Raw genomic sequence first — 20,209 nt, forward strand, 5'->3', positions numbered from 1 at the left:
CATCCTCAGGCTTCCGCTCGCGCCCGGTGGTCCGGTCCGTAAGTCTGCCATTGGGCAGGCGGCGGTTCGAAACCTTGTGGGCGAACCAGCGACGGGACCTGGCGCGTATCGAGTTCGAAATGCTGGTTGCGGCGCTCGATGCTCGGCACGGCGGAAATCAGCCGCTTGGTATAGGAATGCTGCGGGCTCGACAGAACCGACGCGGCATCGCCGATCTCGACGATCTGGCCAGCATACAGCACCGCGATGCGGTGGGCGATACGTTCGACGACAGCCATGTCGTGTGACACGAACAGATAGGCGAGGCCATATTCGTGCTGCAGGTCTACCAGCAGTTCCAGCACCTTGGCCTGTACCGAAACGTCCAGCGCCGAGACCGCTTCGTCGAGCACGACGATCGACGGATTGAGCATCAGCGCGCGGGCGATGCAGAGGCGCTGGCGCTGGCCGCCGGAGAACTCGTGCGGGTAACGCAGGAGGCTGTTTTCGGGCAGGCCCACACGCTTCAGCAGCGCCACCATTTTTGCCCGCGTTTCGGCATCGACCCGGCCCCCGGCGGCGATCACCGGTTCGGCCAGGATGCTGTCGATCCGCAGGCGCGGATTGAGCGAGGCGTAAGGGTTCTGGAAGACCATCTGCACGGAGGGGTCGCTTCCATCCACGATCGCGCCGTTGTTGGCGGAAAAGCTTCCGCGGGTGGGCTTCACGAGACCGAGGATGGCGCGGGCGGTGGTCGACTTGCCGGAGCCGCTTTCGCCGACGATCGCCAGCGTTTCGCCCGGCATCAGGTCGAAGCCGACATTCTCGACCGCATGGACGGAGCCCGGCGAGCGGGTGAGGATGCTGCCGGCCACCTTGAAGCGCACCGTCAGGCCATCGACTTTCAGGGCAGGGACAATAGCCTCGGATTTTTCCCGGCTGAAATCGGAACGGGCGGCGCGGCCGGATTCGAAATGCGGCACGGCGCTCAGGAGATGCTGGGTATAGGGATGTTTCGGCTGATCGAGGACGTCGCCAAGCGGTCCCTGTTCGACCGCTTCGCCGGCCTGCATGACCATGACCTTGTCGGCAATGCCGGCGACGAGGCCGATGTCATGGGTGATGAAGATCATCCCCATGTCGGTTTCGCGTTTCAACTCGCCGAGCAGCGCCATGATCTGCGCCTGGACGGTCACGTCGAGTGCCGTGGTCGGTTCGTCGGCGATCAGCAGGCGCGGATTGCAGGCGAGCGCCATGGCGATCATCACCCGCTGGAGCATGCCGCCGGAAAGCTGGTTCGGCGTGTATTTGAGACGCCGCGCGGCATCGGGGATGCGGACGCGATCGAGTGCGTCCTTGGCTGCAGCCGTCGCCTGCCTGCCGGTCAGTCCGCGATGCAGGCGAAACGATTCCTCGATCTGCCGGCCGATCGTCAACACCGGGTTGAGCGAGGTCATCGGCTCCTGGAAGATCATGCCGATCTCGGAACCGCGGATCTTTTCGAGCACCGGCTCTTGCGCCCTGGTGATGTCGAGAATGCTGCCGTCGGTACGTTTCAGGGTGATCGAACCGCCGATGATCCGGCCGCCGCCGAAATCGACGAGCCGGTTGATCGACAGCGCGGTGACGGATTTGCCCGAGCCGCTTTCTCCGACGATCGCCAGCGTTTCGCCGGCGTCGAGGTCGAAGCTGACACCCTTGACGATCTCGTTTTGCTTCGGATCACGTCCGAAACCGACGCGCAGGCCGGATACCGAGAGAAGTGGCGTCATGGCGCGGACCTCCGCGTCTTGGGGTCGAGGATGTCGCGCAAAGCGTCACCGAGCAGGTTGAAGCCGAGAATGCTGATCATGATGGCGACCGCCGGGAAGATCAGCAGCCAGGGCGCGTTTTCCATCAGGTTGCGGCTGTCGGCGAGCATCAGTCCGAGCGAGGAAGCCGGTGGCTGGGTACCGAGGCCGAGGAAGCTCAGGCCGGCCTCGGTCAGCAGCGACCACGCGAGTGCCAGCGTCACCTGCACGGTCAGCGGTGCCACGAGATTGAGGAGCAGGTGCCGGGTGAGGATATAGCGGCGACTCGAGCCAAAGGTGCGCGCAGCATCGACGAATTCGCGGGCCTTGATCGAGAGTGCCGGGCCACGCACCACGCGGGTGAAGATCGGCGTGTAGACGATGGCGATCGCAGCCACGCTCGTCCAGGTGCCGGGGCCGACAACGGCGATGATGAGGAGGGCGAGCAGGATCGCCGGGAAGGCGAGCAGCACGTCCATGATGCGCATGACGATGCCGTCCCAAGCCTTGCCGAACCAGGCAGCAGTCAGGCCAAGCACGGTTCCGGCAAAAGTCGCCAGCGCGACCGAGCAGAAGGCGACGAGGAAGGACTGGCCGATGCCGTTCATCAGCCGGCTGGCGACGTCGCGGCCGAACAGGTCGGTGCCCATCCAGTAGACGGCATTCGGCGCATGCAGGCGGTCGATGCGGAACTGCTGGAGGGGATTTTGAGGAGTGATGCCAAACATGCCGAGCAGTGCCACGATGACGTAGATCACAACGATCGTCCCGCCGATCCTGCCACTGGAATGGCCGAAAATTGCGCGCAGCATTGACATCAGTTGCTCTCTCCGAGCCGGATGCGCGGATCAAGCGTCACATAAGCGAGGTCGACGAGCAGGTTGACCACCATGAAGTTGAAGGCAATGAACAGCACGCAACCCTGAACCAACGCATAGTCGCGCTGCAGGATCGCTTCGAGGACGAGACGGCCGAGGCCGGGCAGGGCATAGATCTGCTCCACCAGCACGGCGCCGCCGAGCAGATAGCCAAATTCGACGCCGCTCAAGGTGACGACCGGGATCAGAGCGTTGGGCAGGGCATGGCGCCAGATGACGCTGCGTTTCGGCACTCCCTTCGAGCGGGCGGTACGCACATAGTCGTCGCTGAGCACATCCAGCATGGCGGAGCGGGAGATGCGGGTGACGGATGCTGCGAAGGCGAAGCCGAGCGTGATCGACGGCAGGATCATCTGGCCGAGATTGCGCAAGGGATCGGTGAACAGCGGCGTGAATTCGCCCATGGTCGGCAGGATGCCGAAACCGGCCGATAGTGCATAGATGATGAGCAGGCCGACGACGAAATTCGGGGTCGACTGGCCGATCATGGCAAAGACGCGCACCGCGAGGTCGGACATCTTTTCGTTACGGGTGGCGGCGAACACGCCGGCCGGCAAGCCGACGAGAAGCGCCACGCACATGGACATCAATGCGAGCTGCAGCGTCAACGGAAAACGTTCGAGGATGATGGTGAGCGCCGGCTTGCCGTGGATCACGGAAATGCCGAGATCGCCCTGGAAAACGCCGAGAAGCCAGCTCCAGTATTGCACCAGGATCGGCTTGTCGATGCCGAAATAGGCGGCGAGCGCCGCCCTTTGCGCCGGCGTCAGAAGGCCGGCTTCGGTGCCGAGCATCGCGGTGATTGCGTCACCCGGCACCAATCGAATTGCGACGAACACGAGGATGGAGGCCCCGAGCATCACGAGCGGAAACGTCAACAGCCGTCGCGCCAGGTAACTCATTCGTTCACCAACCTCGTATCCGTACCGTCAGTCTTTTCGCGATTACTGCAACGTGACCTTGCTCAGGCCGAACAGCGAGCCTTCCGGCGTCGGCACGAAGCCCTGAACGTTCTTCTGCTGTGCGGTGTAGCTATAGGACGTGTAGAGCCAGACCCAGGGCGAGACTTCGACGAGGTGCTTTTCGAAGTCGGCGAAGATGACCTTGCGCTTGGCAGGGTCTGTTTCGACGCGGCCCTTCTGCATCAGGCTATCGAGCGTGTCGTCGATATAGTTCGCGACCTTCTGCAGATTGCCCGTCTTCGTCCAGTAGCGGTTATACATCGGATAGGGGTCGGCGCGGCCGCCATTCAGCGCCACCGCCATGTCGAAATCGCCCTTCAGCCAGGCGTCCACATAGACGTTCAGCTCCATCATCTTGATGTTGAGCTTGACGCCGATCTCGGCGAGTTGGGACTGCAGGACCTGCGCTTCGGCGGCGGCGGTCGCCGGCTCGCCATTGGCGGCGATCACGGTGGCGCTAAAGCCGTTCGCAAAGCCGGCGTCAGCCATCAGCTTCTTCGCCTTGGCGATATCCTGCTTGTAGCAGAACAGCGCGCTGGCATCGGACGTATAGCCGGGCATGGTCAGCGGACCGGTGACCTTGCCTTCGCCGACCGAAGCTGTGTCGAGCACGTCCTTGCGGTCGATGGCGCAGGAGATCGCCTGTCGCACGGCGAGGTTGTCCATCGGCTTGCGCGATGGGTTCATCTGCAGGACGTGATAGGCGAGAACCGGGGTGCGGTTGAGAACCAGGCTTGCTTCCTTCGGCACCAGCGTCGCGACCAACGGATCATTGATCAGCGCGAAATCGACCTGCTTGGTGCGCAGTGCCGCAAGGATCGCGGTCTCGTCCGGCAGGACGCTGATGTCGATGCCGTCGATCGCCACCTTGCCGCCGGCCCAGTCCTTGTTGGTGGAGAGCGTTTCCTTGGAATTCGGCTCCCATTTGTCGAGCTTGAACGGGCCGGAGCCGAGCGCCTTGGTGCCGATCGTGCCGGCGGTGATCTCGGCAGCCGGGACGATCGCCGCGTTGATGCTCGCCATGGCGGCGAGAAGGGGCACGTCCGGCTGCGACAGCTTGAAGACGACGGTCTTGTCGTCCGGAGTCTCGATCGAAGCGATCGACAGGTAGTTGGCGCGGGCGGCTGCCGCGGTCTTTTCGTCGAGAACGCGCTCGAAGGAAGCCTTGACATCAGCTGCCGTGACCGCCTTGCCGTCCTGGAATTTTGCGTTCGGGTTGAGCTTGAAGGTCAGCTGCTTGGCGTCGGGTGCGAATTCCCACGAAGCTGCGACGGCCGGGACGATCTGCAAGTCCTTGTCGAAGCGGACGAGCGGCTCATAGATCAGTTCCAGCAGGCGGATCGAGGAAAACGCGGTCTGTTTGTGCGGATCAAGGCCCGTCGCATCCTGCTTCCAGGCCATTTTCAGCGAGGCGGCAAAGGCCGGCGAGGCGATTGCGGTCGCGCCGACAGCGACGGCCAAAGCAAGGCCGGAAAGCAGTTTAGTCGAAAGATGTCTTCCCATTTTTATTCTCCCTCTTGAGATCTGTTCGTCGTCTCGGCCGAGCCGCGTCCAGGCGGCGGCCTGTCATTCAGCAGCTTTACGCTGTCTTCCCATTAATAGCCTTCCGGAGGAAGCCTCCGGCATCGTCGAGCGCGGTGCGCGCCGTATCGACATCCATTCCGGTCAGCGCGATCAGGATCGCCAGTTTGACGTCGTTGCCGGTGAGGTCAAGCACGCGGCGCGCCTCTTCGGCCGTGCAGTCGGTTGCCTGCATGACGATACGGGCGGCGCGGGCGACGAGCTTCTGGTTGCTCGCGTGCACGTCGACCATGAGGTTCTGGTAAGTCTTGCCGATGCGGATCATGCTCGCGGTGGTCAGCATATTGAGCACGAGCTTCTGGGCCGTGCCGGATTTCAGCCGGGTCGAGCCGGTGAGGATTTCCGGTCCGACGACCGGGGAAATGGCGATGTCGGCGATATCAGCAATCACGGCATCGGGATTGCAGGAGAGGGCTACGGTCTTCGCGCCCAGTCCCTTGGCATAGTTCAATGCGCCGATGACGTAAGGGGTGCGTCCGCTGACGGCGATGCCGACAACGACATCATCTGCAGTCAGGCCGATGTCCAAGAGGTCCTGCCGGCCCTGTTCCGGGCTGTCCTCGGCACCTTCGACGGCATGGCGCAGCGCGTAGTCGCCGCCGGCGATCAGGCCGACGACCATGCCTTCCGGGACGCTGAAGGTTGGCGGGCATTCGGATGCATCGAGCACGCCGAGCCGGCCGCTGGTGCCGGCGCCGATATAGACCAGCCGCGCGCCCTTCTGAAAGGCGCGAACTATTTCATCGACCGCCTCGGCGATCTGCGGGATCACCTTTTCCACCGCGGTCGCGACGCCCTTGTCTTCCTCGTTGATCTCGCGGAGGACATCGACGGTCGGCAGGAGATCGATGTCCATGGAGCGGGGATTGCGGTCTTCCGAAACCAGTCTTTCCAGTTCGGATATCAGCCGTTCGTCGCTCATGACCCTGCCTTCGAGATCGGGGTGCGGTGCAGCGCTTCGCAGGATTTGCGTCATACGATGTTGCTCCTCACCCGTCGTTACCTTTCTTAAAGGATTAGGATCATCCATTCCATGAGTCAATTGGATATTGGAATATATTATTCCATTTCACCTAAGCCTATCGAGGGAGCCGGATCAAGGCTCAGGAGGTATGGCGGGCGAGGATGATCGCGCCTGAGACGGCATCGCCGTCGGCGGGCTTCAGACGGCGCCGAACATCGGGTGCCAGCCAGGCTTCGAGCGGGCTCGACAGGCCGCCCAGAAGGGTGACGCGCGGCGCACCCTGATCGAACAATGTGCGGACCAGCGTATCGATCTGTTCGGCGGCACTCTGGACGATGCGGCGGCCGGCGGAATCGCCCTGGTCCGCATGGCGCATCACCATCGGCGCGAGCGAGGCATAGTCCGTGGCCGACGACCGGTCCATCCAGGCGATGGCTTCCGCCGGATCGTTCTGGAAACGCTGCATGACCTCGATCAGCAGCGCGGTTTTTTCCATCCGCCCGTCATTGGCCCTCAGCGCGAACTGGATGGCCTTGAGGCCGAGATCGGCGCCGCTGCCTTCGTCTGAGATCGGAAAGCCGTAGCCGCCGACGCGCAGGTTGCGCCCTTCGGCGAAACCGAGCCCGATCGAGCCGGTGCCGGCAATCACGATCGCGCCGTCGCGGCCGGAATGCGCGCCGAGGCAGGCACCCATGCCGTCGCTGACGAAATCGATGCTGGCGAACGGGTGGGGGATCGCTTTCAAGGCTTCGACTGAACCCTTGCGACCGGTGCCTGCAAGGCCGACGCCCACATGGGTCCTAGCCACCTCGTCCGGGCCAAACCGGGCTTCGTCGAAGGCGGCATTAAAGGCGCGCGAGATCGAGGCCCAGGCCTCCTCGATGCCGAGCCGTGTCGTGGCAGGGCCGGAGAGGCCTTGTCCGAGCACCGCGCCGGAGCCGTCCTCGATGCGGGCGCGGCAGCCGGTTCCGCCGCCGTCAACGCCCAGGAAAAAGTGCTCTGTTCCGGCCGTCATGCGCTGAGCCGCTCGATATCGGCTCCGCATTGGCGAAGCTTGCGGTCGAGTTGTTCGTAACCGCGGTCGAGATGGTAGACGCGATTGATAACCGTTTCGCCCGATGACACGAGCCCGGCGAGCACGAGCGAAACGGAAGCGCGCAGATCCGTTGCCATCACCTGCGCCCCTTTCAACGGCGCGCCGCCGCGCACCAGCGCGGTGGTTCCCTGGAGCGCTATATTGGCTCCGAGGCGCATCAGTTCCGGCACATGCATGAAGCGGCTTTCGAAGACGGTTTCGCGGATGAGCGATGCCCCTTCCGCGCAGGCGGCGAGGGCCATGAATTGCGCCTGGAGATCGGTCGGGAAACCCGGATAGGGCTCGGTGGTGATGTCGGTCGCCCTCAGCGGTCCTTCGCGCGAAACGACGAGCCCGCGGTCGCTCGGCCAGATGCTGACGCCCATCGCCTCCAGCACCTGCACGATGGAGGCCATGTTTTCCAGCCGTGCGTTGGTGAGCTCCAGCATGCCGCCGGTGATGGCGGCTGCCACGGCGTAGGTTCCGGCTTCGATACGGTCGGGAATGCCGTGATGTTTCGCCGGCTGCCAGGTCGTCGCGCCTTCCACCAGGATGCGGTGGGTGCCGGCGCCGTCGATACGTGCGCCCATGGCGATCAGGCAGGCGGCGAGATCGGCGACTTCGGGCTCGCGGGCGGCGTTGAGGATCTCGGTTTCGCCCTTGGCGGCGGTGGCGGCCATCATCGCCGTCTCGGTGGCGCCGACGGAGGGCGAGGGAAGCACGATGCGTCCGCCCTTCAAACCGCCCGTTGCCGAGGCGACGATCAGGCCGCTCTCGATATCGATATCGGCTCCGAGTGCTGCAAGCGCCTTGATATGCATGTCGACCGGCCGCGCGCCGATGGCGCAGCCGCCGGGAAGCGAAACGCGGGCCTGGCCGAAGCGGGCGAGCAGTGGCGCAAGAACGAGCACGGTGGCGCGCATCTTGCGGACGGTGTCGTAGGAGGTCTCGTTCGAGACGATCGCCTTGGCATCGATGACGGTGGAATGGCCGGTGCGGGTGACGGCGGCGCCGTGCAGCTCGACCACGCCGAGCATGTTTTCCACGTCGCTGACTTGCGGCAGGTTGGTGAGCTCGACCGGGTAGGGGCTGAGCAGCGTCGCCGCGATCTGCGGAAGGGCCGCGTTTTTCGCCCCGGCAATGGTGACGGCACCCTGGAGCCGATGACCGCCGACGATCCGTAATCTGTCCATGACGAAACCTGTCGAAGAGGTGCAGTGAATCTCAAATCATTCTACGCTTTCTCGAAACTAAACCACCCGGCGTTCCTGTCAATCATTCGGAATTTTTTATTCGTTTGTGCGACGTAATCTGCGATAATCCATCCTGGGGTCGAGAATGGAAACTGTGTTGCAGACGGGCGTTGCGGTGATATCCTCCACTATTGCCCAAACCGTATCGCGAAGCTTCCGAAGGAACGCATGTCAGTCTTAAAGAAGATCAACGCGCAGCTCGAGGATATGGCGCCGGCGGACCGGGAGATCGGCCAGTTCATCCTCGACAATCCGGACCAGATGCTGCGGCTTTCCTCCGCAGCACTTGCCGCCGAGACAGGGCGCAGCCAGTCGAGCGTCGTGAAGTTCAGCCAGAAGCTGGGTTTTGCGGGGTACCAGGAGCTGAAGCTCGCCGTCAGCGAGGCGAAGGCTCAGGAATGGCATGCGCCGCCGGGAATGATCCACGGCTCGATCGAGGTCGGCGACAGTTATCTGACCATCCTGCAGAAGCTGATCGGCAGCAAGATGCTCTCCATGCAGCAAACGCTTGCGGTCAACAACGAGCAGGAGATCGAACGGGCGCTGACCGCTCTCAACGATGCGCGGCGCATCCATATGGCCGGCGTCGGTGCCTCGTCGCTGGTCGCCCGCGACTTTTCCTACAAGCTGATGAAGCTCGGCCGCAACGTGCTGCATGACAGCGACAGCCATGTGCAGATGGCGAATGTCTCGACGCTCAACAGCCAGGACGTGCTGCTCGCGCTCTCCTATTCCGGCACCAGTATCGAGACGCTCAGGATCACCGAGCTCGCGCGCCAGCGCGGCGCGACGGTGATTGCCATTACCGGTCTCAACGCCAATGCGCTGATGCAGGCGGCGGATATCCGGCTTTATACGGTCGCCGACGAGGAGCGCGTGCGCTCATCCTCGATCACGGCGCGCGACGCGCAGCTGATGCTGACGGACTTGCTGTTCATCCTGCTCGTCCAGCGCCAGCCGGACGCCAATGAATACGTCCACAACAGCGAGCTTGCGGTCTCGGTCCTGAAGACCAAGTAACGCATCAAGCTCACGCGGCCCTGCGATGCTTCAGCCGCATGACTTTGAAGAACCCATTCGGGAACACGCGGCGGATGCCCGCGACTTCGAAATCGCCGCGACGCTCGGCCCATTCGGCAATCCGGGCGATGCGGAACGACGAGCTCCACCCGACCCGATGCACCAGCGGCGCCACCACATCTTCGATCGCGCCCTGCAGCCCACGCCCGTCACCGAGCTTGCTCGCGACGATGATCTCGCCGCCGGGACGCAACACGCGGGCGCATTCGTCGAGCGCACGTTCGGGATCCGGGATCAGCGTGATGACGAAGGGCAGGCAGACGACATCGAACGAGCGGTCGACAAAATCCAGGTTGTGCGCGTCCATGACATGCAGCGATTGAACATGGACAAGCCCGTGACGGGCAACCTTTTCGCGCGCCTTGGCGATCATGTGTTCGGAAAGATCGATGCCGGTGACGCGGCAGTGTTTCGGGTAATAGGGCAATACGAGCCCGGTGCCGACGCCGACTTCGAGGATGTCCCGTCCTGCTTCGGCGGCAAGCCTTGCGACCGTGCGATGCCCGTCGCGCAGCAAGCCGCGATAGACCCGGTCATAGACCGGCGCCCACCGTTCATACACCTTCTGCTGATGTTCGGCGCTGTTGCGGATCACTGCCAAGATCGTCCCCCTCCGGTTTGCCCCGCGTCGGGCTGAAACTCAGGACGAAAACGATAGTACCGCTTCGCGACGGTTTTGCGACAGGGTTTTTGACGTCACAGGGCGCGCATCGCGGCGATGAATTCTCTCGCCTTTTCCCCGATGGAGGCGAGGTCGGAACCGGGTTTGTAAAGGGAAGAGCCGATGCCGAACCCGGCCGTACCCGCCTGCGCATAGACTGCCATGTTGTCCGGTGTGACGCCGCCGACGGCAAGCACTGGAATATGCTTCGGCAGCACCGCCTTCCACGCCTTGATGACATAGGGCGGGATCGCTTCCGCCGGAAACGCCTTGATGCCGGTTGCGCCGGCCTCGATCGCCGCGAAGGCTTCCGTCGGGGTTGCGACACCCGGCAGGCTCACCATGCCGGCCGCGCGGCTGGCCTTGATGACTTCGACATTCGCGTTCGGCGAGATGATCACCTTGGCGCCTGTCGCTGCTACGTCGGCGACCTGGGCTGTTGTCAGTACGGTGCCGGCGCCGATCAGCGCCTGGTCGCCGAAACGCTTGACGAGCTTTTCGATGCTCTTCAGCGGATCGGGGGAGTTGAGCGGGACTTCGATGATCCGCCAGCCCGCCTCGACGAGCACCTCGCCCACGCTTTCAGCCTCTTCCGGCTTGATGCCGCGCAAGATGGCGACCAGATTGCATGCCTTGAGCGCCTCTTCGAAGGTCATCTCGGAACTCCCTTTAATTCTTTGCAGTAGCGTGTGCGGCGATCAGCAGGATGCCGCGCTTGGCGGCATTGTCCGGGCCGGGTTCGACCGTCAACCCGAACAGGGGAGCGATGCGGCCGTAGCGGCTGTTGAGCACGTTGTTGCCGACGATGCCGATCGTATTGCCGGTCCTGAACCATCCGGCAGCGCGGGCCTGGCGGAATTCCGAGCCGATGACGAGGCCGGAGACGTAATCCAGAATATCCTCCGGTTTCAGCTTGCCGTCGAGAATGCCGGTGCGGGCGCTGAAGATCGCCGAGAGAAAGGCGTCGGCGGCAGCCGAATCGCTTGCTGCAAATTCCGCGCCGCGATCGAAGGCCGTCCAGTTCGGTTCGGCGCCGGGTTGCGGCTCCAAGGCCTTGGCGATGAACGAATGTTTGGTCAGGAGCGCAAACACCTCGCCGGTCGCATAAGTCTGGAACCCGTCGATGCGATTGTCCTTGATCCGTGCCCATTTGCTGTGGGTGCCGGGCAGGACAAGGGTGCGGTCACGGTCGAGGCCGTAACCGACGATCTGGGTTTCCTCGCCGCGCATCACATCCGGAAACGGTTTGGCGGCCGGATCGCGCATGCCGGGCAGGAAGGTGATGACCGCGCTGTTCGCCAGCGTCAGCCTTTTCGTTCCGGCGGCAAGTTCGGCGACACCGCCCGGCGTATCGACATAGGGCACTTCCACCCAGCCGTTGCGGCTGGTGATCATGCCGCTTGCCAGAACCGGCAGGGGACCATGTGCCAAAAACCATTCGCCGACGGTCTCCATCAGCGCCGCCTCGAACGCGCCGTCCTTGACGAACTGGATGCCGCCGCTCGACGTGTCGCGGGTATCGAGCGTCTCGCCTGTTTCCGAAACCAGCATGGCGCGCAACGAGCTTGTTCCCCAATCGAGGATGATCGAGGTGGGTATTGGCATGGTTATATTTCTCCCGAAGCTTTCGCCCCTTCGATAGCCCGTGACCTATCGCCCTGTCGAGAGGCGACCCGGCGGAAACCGGCGGCGATGTCGGATGCGACGAGGTTTGGCTGCGCACCGAAGAGTTCAAGCGCCGCCTTGTAACGCTCGGCAAGTGCGGCGTGACCGACGATATTGATTTTCTTCGATCTGTCCGACCCAAGCGCTTCGGAGATTTCCGCGCCGATCATCAGGCCTGCGAGGTAATCGGCAATCTCTTCGGGCGCCAGCCGGTCGAATAATACGAGACTGCGGGCAGAAAAGATGCGGGCTAGAATGCGGCCGGGCAGGGTGTTCTCTTCATAGGCCGTCTGGACGCCGCGGCGAAATGCCTCTGGGCGCTCTTCATAGGTCGCGGGGATGAGGCGAGAGACGAGCGAATCTTTTTTGAGCAGATTGAGGATTTCACCGGACATGTAGGTGGTGATGGCGGTGATGCGCCCGCCTTCCATGGTCACCCATTTGGCATGTGGGCCGGGGAGCACGAAGATGCCGTCGGTTTCCGTGAGGCCGAAGAGCGACATTTCCTCGCCGCGCATCACGTCGGGAAGCGGCTTCGTCTGGGCGATGCCGGGCAGGAAGATCAGCGGCGGCAGGCCTTCCACCTGATGGATGATTGCCTGCGCCAGGAGGTCGGCAGGGCCAGCCGGCACGGGCGCAAACGGGCTTTCGATCCAGCCATTGCGGCTGGTGACCATGCCCGAAAACAGGATCTTTTCCGCCTTGTCGATCCAGTCCCCGAGCTCTTCCCTGAGCGTGGTTTCGAAATCGCCGGCGGCGACCTCGGTGGTGCCGCGATCGCTCTTCTTTTCACCGAGTGCCGTTTCGTCGTCGAGAAGCAGTGCCCGGAAAGCGGCGGAAGTCCATTCGATGGCAATATACATGAAACAATCCTCAAGGAATCAGTAGGCGGGTTTGACCGGGAACCAGTCCTTGCGCTCGGTATCGAGATAAGCGCCGGCAATGCCGGGTACGCGATATTTTTCGAGCATTTCAATATCCACCTCGACGCCGAGGCCCGGCCCTTCCGGCACCTCGAACCGGCCGTCCTTCAGAACCGGCGGATTGGGCGAGACATCGCCGCCGAGATAGGCGCGTTCGGTATCGATGGCGATCGACATGTTCGGCAGTGAGGCCGCGAGGTGGATATAGGCGGATTGCGACAGCGCGAGTTCGGCGCCGGAATGCAGCGTTACCGTGATGCCGACCGATTCGCAGATCGCAGCCGCCTTGATCGTCTGCCAGAGGCCGCCTGCCTCGTGCGGATCGAGGAGCACGACATCGGCGGCATTGGCGCGGATGATGTTGCCGACGTCGGAGAGGGTATAAGCGCTTTCGTCGAGCGCGATCGGTACCGAGGAGTTCGCGACGAGAGCCGCATGGCCGGCAAGGTCATCGAGTTCCAGCGGCTGTTCCACATAGGCGGGATCGAAGGCCTTCAGCTTTTCGAGTTGGCGCTTGGCGGTCGCCGGGTTCCAGGCGCCGTTGACGTCGAGCCGGAGTGGATGATCGCCGATCACCTTTCGGGACGTCTCGGCGAGCGCGATGTCGCTCTTTTCGTCGAAACCGATCTTCACCTTGAAGGTCGTGTAGCCGAGATCGAGGAACCGCTTCAGCCGTTCGGCAAGACCCTTGGGATCGTTGGTGAAGAGATAGGCTGCCGCCTCGACGTCCTTGCGCCAGCGGCCGCCCCACATGGCATGGAGCGGCAGGTTCGCCTGTTTGCCGAGCGCATCCCACATCGCCATTTCCATGGCGCAGATCGCCATCACCGCCGCGCGCTTGTGATGATAGAAGCCGGCGCCGAGCACATGCCGGTGGAATCGCTCGGCATCCGCGACCGGATATCCGACCGCCAGCGGCGCGACGATATCGGCGAACACCGCCGGCACGTTGGCGATCAGCGAGATCGTCTCGCCCCAGCCGATGATTCCTGCGTCCGTTTCTATCCGGCAGATCAGCCGGGTCGTCCCGATTCGCCGCCCGGAACCCCACAGGATGTTCTCGGTGAACGGCATACGGACCAGCCAATGGTCCACTTTGGTGATGCGCAAGATATCCTCCCATGCACGGCAACTTCCTTGCCGCTCCAGTTTCGTTGTTGACATGGAACTTAGTTCCAAGATATCTCTCTTGGCAAGGGCGAGGCGGCATGCTGTGGGAGCGGCACCAAAAATCGTCGTCCAGGGAGAGGGCATGGCCAAGGTACAATTGGAAGCGATCGAGAAGGATGTCGCCAACGACACGCATGGTGTGCCGGGCGTCCAGGCGCTGACGCGCGGCATCCAGATCGTCGATGCCGTGGCGGCAGAAGCCCGCGGCCTGCGCTTCACCGAACTGCTCGATCAGACGCAATTGCCGAAGGGCACGCTGCACCGCCTGCTGCAGGCGTTGGTGGATGAGCGGCTCCTTCATTTCGACACCCGCGACCAGGTCTACCGTCTTGCCCCGCGAGTCTTCCAATGGGCCCACAAGGTCTGGGACAATTTCGACCTGCGCGGTGCGGCCGAGCCGGAACTGGCGCGGCTTCGCGACCTGACAGGCGAGGCGATCCGCCTCGGCGTGCTCGACGGCGACAGCATTCTCTACATCGACCAGAGGGAGGTGCCGCAGCCGCTGCGGCTCAACAACGGCGTCGGTTCCCGGGCAGCGCCGCATGCGAGCGGGCTCGGCAAGGCGATCCTGGCGCATCTGTCGCTCGAAAAGCGCCGCGCGCTGCTCGACGGCATCGAACTCGAGCGCCTGACGCCGAACACGATCGTCAACGCCGAAGAACTCAGCCGTCAGCTCGACCTTACCAAGGCGCGGGGTTACGCCGTCTCGGTGGACGAGCAGCATATCGGCATTTCCTCGGTCGCCGCACCGGTTCTCAACCATCGCGGCGAGCCGATCGGCGCGATCGGCATCATCGGCCCGTCCTTCCGCCTGCCGGTCGATCGGCTGCACGCCTTCGGCCGCGACGTCATCGAGGCGGCACGCCGCACATCCGGCAATTTTGGAGAATTCCCCATGTCGCTTGCGGTCAAGCCGCGCCCCCTCGGCCCGGATCGCGCCGATGTGCGCTGTGTCATCCCGGCAAGCACGTTTCTCGGCGAGGGCCCGCACTGGTCGCCGGAGCACAAGAAGCTCTATTTCGTCGATATCCTGGCGCCTGCCGTGCATACCGGCGATCCGGTGAAGGGCACCTATACGTCCATGCAGGTGCCGGAACTGATCGGCTTTGTCATCCCTCGCTCGCGCGGCGGTTTCGTCGCTGCCATGCATGGCGAGATCCGCGGTATCGATCTTGCGACCGGCGACATCACGACGATCTCGCGGCCGGAATCCGACCGTCCCGGCAATCGCTTCAACGACGGCAAGTGCGATCGTCGCGGCAGGCTCTGGGCCGGTACGCTGGCGATCGACACGACGCCGGACCAGGGGCGGCTCTGGAGGATCGATCCGGACGGGCGGTCGCGGGAGATGGATCGCGGTTTCCACGTCTCGAACGGCCTTGGCTGGAGCCCGGACGATCGCACCTTCTACTTCACCGATACCAACCGGCAGACGGTCTATGCCTATGATTTCGATATCGAAAGCGGCGAAGTCGCCAACCGCCGGACCTTTATCACCGTGCCGGAAGCCGAAGGCAAGCCGGACGGCATGACGGTCGATGCCGAAGGTTTCGTCTGGATCGCCCATTGGGACGGCTGGTGCGTCACCCGCTACGATCCTCAAGGGAAAGTAGAGCGGGTGATCAACCTGCCGATCCCGCGCCCGACGAGCTGCGTTTTCGGCGGTCCCGACATGCAGACCCTGTTCGTGACGTCCGCCCGCATCCGGTTGTCGGCAGCCCAGCTTTCCGAAGCGCCGCTCTCCGGCAGCGTGTTTTCCATCGATACCGGCATCAAGGGGCAGGCAGCCCAGATGTTCGCGGGCTGAGATTTTGGAGGAGCTTCCGGGAGGAGCTCTTATGAGGAAGAAATGGCCAAGCTTGAACTCCAAGGCATCCGCAAATCCTTCGGCTCTGCCGAAGTTCTGAAGGGCATCGACCTGACGGTCGAGGACGGCGAATTCGTCGCCTTTGTCGGCCCGTCCGGTTGCGGAAAATCGACGCTCCTGCGGCTCATCTGCGGCCTCGACGAGATCACGTCGGGCAAGATGGCGATCGACGGCGAGCTGGTCAACGACGTGCCGCCCGCCAAGCGTGGCATTGCCATGGTCTTCCAGTCCTATGCGCTCTATCCGCATATGACGGTTGCCGAGAACATGGGTTACGCGCTGAGGCTCGCCGGCACGCCGAAGCAGGAGATCGACGCGCGTGTCACCCAGGCGGCGAAGAAGCTCCGCATCGACACTTACCTCGAACGCAAGCCCCGCCAGCTTTCCGGCGGCCAGCGCCAGCGCGTCGCGATCGGCCGCGCCATCGTGCGCGAACCGCGCATCTTCCTGTTCGACGAGCCGCTTTCGAACCTCGACGCCTCTCTGCGCGTGGAGATGCGCATCGAGATCGCCCGGATGAAGGATACGCTCGGCACGACCATGGTCTACGTGACCCACGACCAGATCGAGGCGATGACGCTGGCCGACAAGATCGTGGTGCTGAATTCCGGCCGTGTCGAGCAGATCGGTTCGCCGCTCGACCTCTACAACAAGCCGGTCAACCGCTTCGTCGCGGGCTTCATCGGTTCACCGCGGATGAATTTTCTGAGCCTCGGCGCCAGGAAGAGCGAAGGCGTGTTCACTGTGCCGGGCGGAGACGTCCGACTGCCGCGCGACTTGACCTCAGCGCCTGCCGAAATCGGCATCCGGCCGGAACATGTGGAGCTGGTCAGCCGCGGCGCGCCGGAATCGCTTGCCGGCACCGTTACCATGACCGAGCATCTTGGCAGCGACACCTATGCCTATGTGGCGCTCGAAGGCTCCGAGGAAATGGTCGTCGTTCGCCTCTCCGGCGATCGCGCCGTCAAGCGCAATGAGCCGATCGGCGTGCATGTCGATCCGGCGATGATCCATGTCTTTTCCACTGAAGGCCTTTCGCTTGCTTCCGCGCGTCCCGTTGCCCTGGAGGCCGCATGACCATCCATCCCGAACTCATCGCCAAGGTCCAGGTCGAGACCGCGAAATACCCGAGCCTCAGGGCCAAGGGCGTGCTGATCACCGGCGGCGGATCGGGCATCGGTGCCTCGCTGGTCGAGCATTTCTGCACTCAAGGCTGCAAGGTCGGTTTCCTCGACCTGAATGCCAATGTGGCCGACGAGACGGCCGAAACGGTCGGCAGGAAGACCGGCAATACCCCGTTCTATCGTGCGGCGGATCTGCGTGACATCGACGCCCTGAAGGAAGGGATCGAGGCGCTGCGATCCGAAATCGGCCCCATCCGGGTTCTCGTCAACAATGCCGGCAATGATGACCGCAAGCCGCTCGAAGACGTGACGCCGGACTATTGGGACGAGCGTTTCCAGACCAACCTCCGCCACCAGTTCTTCGCAGTCCAGGCCGTCGTGCCGGAAATGGCGGAAGCCGGCGGCGGGTCGGTCATCAACATGGGCTCGATCTCCTGGATGCGCGGCGCGGCCGGCCTGATCTTCTACACGACCGCGAAATCCGCCGTCATGGGCATGACCAAGTCGCTCGCCCGCGAACTGGGGACACGCAATATCCGCGTCAATTCGATAGCACCCGGCTGGGTGCTCACCGAGCGCCAGGTGGAGCGCGCCAAGCGTGTCTATCAGGGCAAGTTTTCCGAATATCTCGAGGTCCAGTGCCTCAAGGAGCATCTGCTGCCGCCCGACATCGCCCGCATGGCGCTGTTCCTGGCGGCAGACGATTCCCGCCTCATCACGTCGCAGACATTCATCGTCGATGGAGGCGTCGTCTAACGAGGGCAAGGCGGATACGGCGCTCGCCGCTTGACCTTTTTCGAGTTGAAACAGAGTTCCATCATCATCGTTTCGGGAGGATCTGATGAATACCTTTACCAGACTGATCGGCACCGCCGCCGTCGCGCTTGCGCTCGGCTCGGGTGCCGCCAAGGCAGCCGATCTCAGCTTCATGAGCTTCACCTACGCGGAAGAGGCCAACAAGGCGATCGTCCAGGGAGTCCTGGACAATTTTCAGAAGGCCGAGAAGCTGACGGTCGAGCCGCTCGGCTTCGCCTGGGGCGACATGCAGAAGAACATCTTTTTGCGCGCCCGGTCGAAGACCCTGCCTGACATCGCCCAGCTTTCCGAACGCTGGCTGCCGACCTTCGCGAGCCTCGACAATCTCGTCGACCTGAACACGGTCTACGGCAAGGACAAGCTGGAAGCGGCTTTCGCGCCGGATGCGCTCGCCATGGGCAATATCAACGGCAAGCAGCTTGCGCTGCCGCTTCTGTCCGGTTCGATCGGCATGGTGGCCAACAAGGAAGTGCTCGCGAAGGCCGGCATCAATGACGCGCCGAAGACCGTCGACGACTTCAAGAAAGCTCTGGTCGCGGTGCGCGACAAGGTACCCAACTCGGTGCCGTATTCCATGGCGACCAAGAACAACGGCTCGATCCTGATCGACTTCATGGTCTGGAACTGGGTGCATGGCGGCCGGATCATCGATGATGCCGGCAAGGTCGTCGTCGACAGTCAGAAGAGCCGCGATGCGCTCACCTTCATGGTCGGCCTGATGAAGGACCGTCTGGCGGCTCCGGAAATCGATCGCCCGGACTCGCGCCGCCTGCTGGCGCAGGGCGCTTCAGCCTTCTATCTCGACGCGCCGCAAACCCGCACCTTCCTGCGGGATTTCTCCGGCAAGGGCCAGGCCTTCGACGCCAATGTCCTGCCGATGCCGACGCCGGTGCTGAAGGCTGGCGACAAGCCTGTTTCCGTCCAGTGGGGACATCTGCTCGTGCAGTTCGCCAATGGCGGCAAGGCCAAGGCGGACGATCCGGCTGACAAGTTCCTGACCTATATCATTTCGGACAAGGTGCAGACGGACCTTCCCTTGAAGATGAGCGCACTGCCGGTCACCAAGTCCGCCCGCGCGGCGGTTGCCGATGACGCTTACCTCAAGAACTGGTCGGCCGCGACGGGGGACGCCCGCCGCAACGAAGTCGGCATCTGGTCGAATGCCGCCGACCTCACCAACATCATCGGCGAGGAAGTGCAGGGCGCGCTGCTCGGCCAGAAGTCTGCCGACGATGCCATCAAGTCCATGCAGGCACGGCTGACGACCAGCATGGAGAAGGCCAAGAAGTCGGAATAGTTGGCCCCAGCCCTTCTCCCCCCTTGCGGGGGAGATGTCACCGGAGGTGACAGAGGGGGATGGTGCCGCAGATGCAGCGGGGAGTGTGTTGAACCACCCCCCTCTGCCCTTACAGGGCATCTCCCCCGCAAGGGGGGAGAGGAGCGGGCGGCACCCGCGCGGCATATATATTTAAACAGGAAATAGCCTCCATGGCCGTGATCGAAAACAACACGCTCGCCTATCCGGTCTCGCCGCATGCGAACCGGGGCGGCCTGAAAGCCGGACAGAACCGTATCGGGCTTCTTCTGCTGCTGCCGGCGGCGGTCGCCTTTGCCGCCGTCATCCTCTATCCGTTCCTGTCGGCGCTCGGCCTGTCGCTGTTCGAATACACCGTCGAGATGATGGAGCCGCGTTTCATCGGCTTCGAGAATTTTGTGAAGATCGCCTCCGATCCGGATGTCTGGGCGGCGTTCTGGACGACGGCCATCTATGTGGCGCTGACGACGACCGGAACGCTGGTCGCGGGCCTCGGCTGGGCGCTGATCATGAACCAGCCGTTTGCCGGCCGCGCCGTGCTGCGCTCCCTGTCGTTACTGCCCTGGGTGCTGCCGTCCACGGTCAGCGCCTTCATCTGGGGCTGGGTCTTCAATTCCCGCTACGGCGTGCTGAACGCCTTCCTGATGGAACTGGGTCTGATCGACTACCCGCAGGCCTGGCTTTCGACGCCCGAGGGCGCCATGCTCGCCGTGGTGTTGACCAAGATCTGGCTCTCCATCCCGCTCTTCATGTCCTTTTTCCTCGCCGGCCTGCAGAACCTCGACAAGGAGCAGATCGATGCCGCACGCGTGGACGGCGCCGGCAACTGGGCGGTACTGCGCGACCATATCCTGCCGCACCTGCGCCCGGTCCTGATGATCGTCGTGGTCCTCGGCGTGATCGGCAATCTGCAGCAGTTCGACACGATCTACGCGCTGACCGGCGGTGGGCCGGTGCGGGCGACGACGGTGCTCTCGGTCGAGGTCTATCGCCGTGCCTTCGAGCAATGGGATATCGGCTTTGCGTCCGCCGTCGGCGTGCTGTGGGTCGCGGCGCTGCTGCCGCCCGCCTTCCTCTATCTGCGCATGCTGGTGAAAGGAAACTGA

18 protein-coding genes are annotated in these 20,209 nt (G+C 63.3%); 6 read left to right on the forward strand and 12 right to left on the reverse strand.

Annotated features, from left to right (window positions below; translation table 11 throughout):
• Positions 1–5: 5 nt before the first annotated feature.
• From PMI07_RS25050 to murA, 7 genes are all read right to left on the reverse strand, one after another.
• Positions 6–1,751, reverse strand: coding sequence for an ABC transporter ATP-binding protein (locus tag PMI07_RS25050; protein WP_007757197.1), 1,746 nt, complete (start codon positions 1,749–1,751; stop codon positions 6–8).
• On the reverse strand, positions 1,748–2,587 hold the full coding sequence (locus PMI07_RS25055; RefSeq protein ID WP_007757198.1) for an ABC transporter permease: 840 nt from the start codon (positions 2,585–2,587) through the stop codon (positions 1,748–1,750). The genes PMI07_RS25050 and PMI07_RS25055 overlap by 4 nt, the downstream gene beginning before the upstream one ends.
• Positions 2,587–3,549 (reverse strand): ABC transporter permease, encoded by a 963-nt coding sequence (locus PMI07_RS25060; protein WP_007757199.1) that lies wholly within the window; start codon positions 3,547–3,549, stop codon positions 2,587–2,589. Before PMI07_RS25060 ends, PMI07_RS25055 begins: the two co-directional genes overlap by 1 nt.
• Before the next feature lie 42 nt (positions 3,550–3,591).
• Entirely contained in the window at positions 3,592–5,112 is a 1,521-nt protein-coding gene (locus PMI07_RS25065) for an ABC transporter substrate-binding protein (protein ID WP_007757200.1), read from the reverse strand.
• 76 nt (positions 5,113–5,188) lie between these two features.
• Positions 5,189–6,112 (reverse strand): N-acetylmuramic acid 6-phosphate etherase, encoded by a 924-nt coding sequence (gene murQ, locus PMI07_RS25070; RefSeq protein WP_037088311.1) that lies wholly within the window; start codon positions 6,110–6,112, stop codon positions 5,189–5,191.
• 181 nt (positions 6,113–6,293) lie between these two features.
• Positions 6,294–7,169 (reverse strand): N-acetylglucosamine kinase, encoded by an 876-nt coding sequence (locus tag PMI07_RS25075; protein ID WP_007757202.1) that lies wholly within the window; start codon positions 7,167–7,169, stop codon positions 6,294–6,296.
• Positions 7,166–8,422: a UDP-N-acetylglucosamine 1-carboxyvinyltransferase gene (murA, locus tag PMI07_RS25080; RefSeq protein WP_024164130.1), complete on the reverse strand. Its 1,257-nt coding sequence runs from the start codon at positions 8,420–8,422 to the stop codon at positions 7,166–7,168. Before murA ends, PMI07_RS25075 begins: the two co-directional genes overlap by 4 nt.
• Before the next feature lie 228 nt (positions 8,423–8,650).
• Here murA and PMI07_RS25085 point away from each other — a divergent pair, with 228 nt between their 5' ends.
• The gene (locus tag PMI07_RS25085) at positions 8,651–9,502 is read left to right on the forward strand and encodes a MurR/RpiR family transcriptional regulator (protein ID WP_007768960.1); all 852 of its coding nucleotides are present in this window, start codon (positions 8,651–8,653) and stop codon (positions 9,500–9,502) included.
• Positions 9,503–9,512: 10 nt separating this feature from the next.
• Here PMI07_RS25085 and PMI07_RS25090 read toward each other — a convergent pair whose 3' ends face one another.
• The 5 genes from PMI07_RS25090 to PMI07_RS35100 all read right to left on the reverse strand — a co-directional run bounded on the left by PMI07_RS25090 (position 9,513) and on the right by PMI07_RS35100 (position 13,921).
• On the reverse strand, positions 9,513–10,163 hold the full coding sequence (locus PMI07_RS25090) for a class I SAM-dependent methyltransferase (RefSeq protein ID WP_007768958.1): 651 nt from the start codon (positions 10,161–10,163) through the stop codon (positions 9,513–9,515).
• A 95-nt stretch (positions 10,164–10,258) separates the two neighbouring features.
• Positions 10,259–10,879, reverse strand: coding sequence for a 2-dehydro-3-deoxy-6-phosphogalactonate aldolase (locus PMI07_RS25095; RefSeq protein WP_007768956.1), 621 nt, complete (start codon positions 10,877–10,879; stop codon positions 10,259–10,261).
• Between the two features lie 13 nt (positions 10,880–10,892).
• A complete protein-coding gene (locus PMI07_RS25100) occupies positions 10,893–11,828 on the reverse strand; it encodes a 2-dehydro-3-deoxygalactonokinase (protein WP_007768953.1) in 936 nt (311 codons plus the stop codon).
• Between the two features lie 2 nt (positions 11,829–11,830).
• Positions 11,831–12,751, reverse strand: coding sequence for a 2-dehydro-3-deoxygalactonokinase (locus tag PMI07_RS25105; RefSeq protein ID WP_007768946.1), 921 nt, complete (start codon positions 12,749–12,751; stop codon positions 11,831–11,833).
• 18 nt (positions 12,752–12,769) lie between these two features.
• Positions 12,770–13,921 (reverse strand): mandelate racemase/muconate lactonizing enzyme family protein, encoded by a 1,152-nt coding sequence (locus PMI07_RS35100; protein ID WP_007768942.1) that lies wholly within the window; start codon positions 13,919–13,921, stop codon positions 12,770–12,772.
• Between the two features lie 142 nt (positions 13,922–14,063).
• Here PMI07_RS35100 and PMI07_RS25115 point away from each other — a divergent pair, with 142 nt between their 5' ends.
• The 5 genes from PMI07_RS25115 (at position 14,064) to PMI07_RS25135 (ending at position 20,209) form a co-directional block, all read left to right on the forward strand.
• A complete protein-coding gene (locus PMI07_RS25115; RefSeq protein WP_024164131.1) occupies positions 14,064–15,788 on the forward strand; it encodes an SMP-30/gluconolactonase/LRE family protein in 1,725 nt (574 codons plus the stop codon).
• Between the two features lie 42 nt (positions 15,789–15,830).
• A complete protein-coding gene (gene ugpC, locus PMI07_RS25120) occupies positions 15,831–16,925 on the forward strand; it encodes a sn-glycerol-3-phosphate ABC transporter ATP-binding protein UgpC (protein ID WP_007773615.1) in 1,095 nt (364 codons plus the stop codon).
• Positions 16,922–17,728: an SDR family oxidoreductase gene (locus tag PMI07_RS25125; RefSeq protein ID WP_007773612.1), complete on the forward strand. Its 807-nt coding sequence runs from the start codon at positions 16,922–16,924 to the stop codon at positions 17,726–17,728. Before ugpC ends, PMI07_RS25125 begins: the two co-directional genes overlap by 4 nt.
• An 85-nt stretch (positions 17,729–17,813) precedes the next feature.
• Positions 17,814–19,085, forward strand: a complete 1,272-nt coding sequence (locus PMI07_RS25130) for an extracellular solute-binding protein (RefSeq protein ID WP_024164132.1) — start codon at positions 17,814–17,816, stop codon at positions 19,083–19,085.
• Between the two features lie 191 nt (positions 19,086–19,276).
• Positions 19,277–20,209 (forward strand): sugar ABC transporter permease, encoded by a 933-nt coding sequence (locus PMI07_RS25135; RefSeq protein ID WP_007763414.1) that lies wholly within the window; start codon positions 19,277–19,279, stop codon positions 20,207–20,209.

Origin of the sequence: Rhizobium sp. CF080, from assembly GCF_000282095.2 — a bacterium.
In the GTDB taxonomy this organism is placed as follows: Bacteria; Pseudomonadota; Alphaproteobacteria; order Rhizobiales; family Rhizobiaceae; genus Neorhizobium.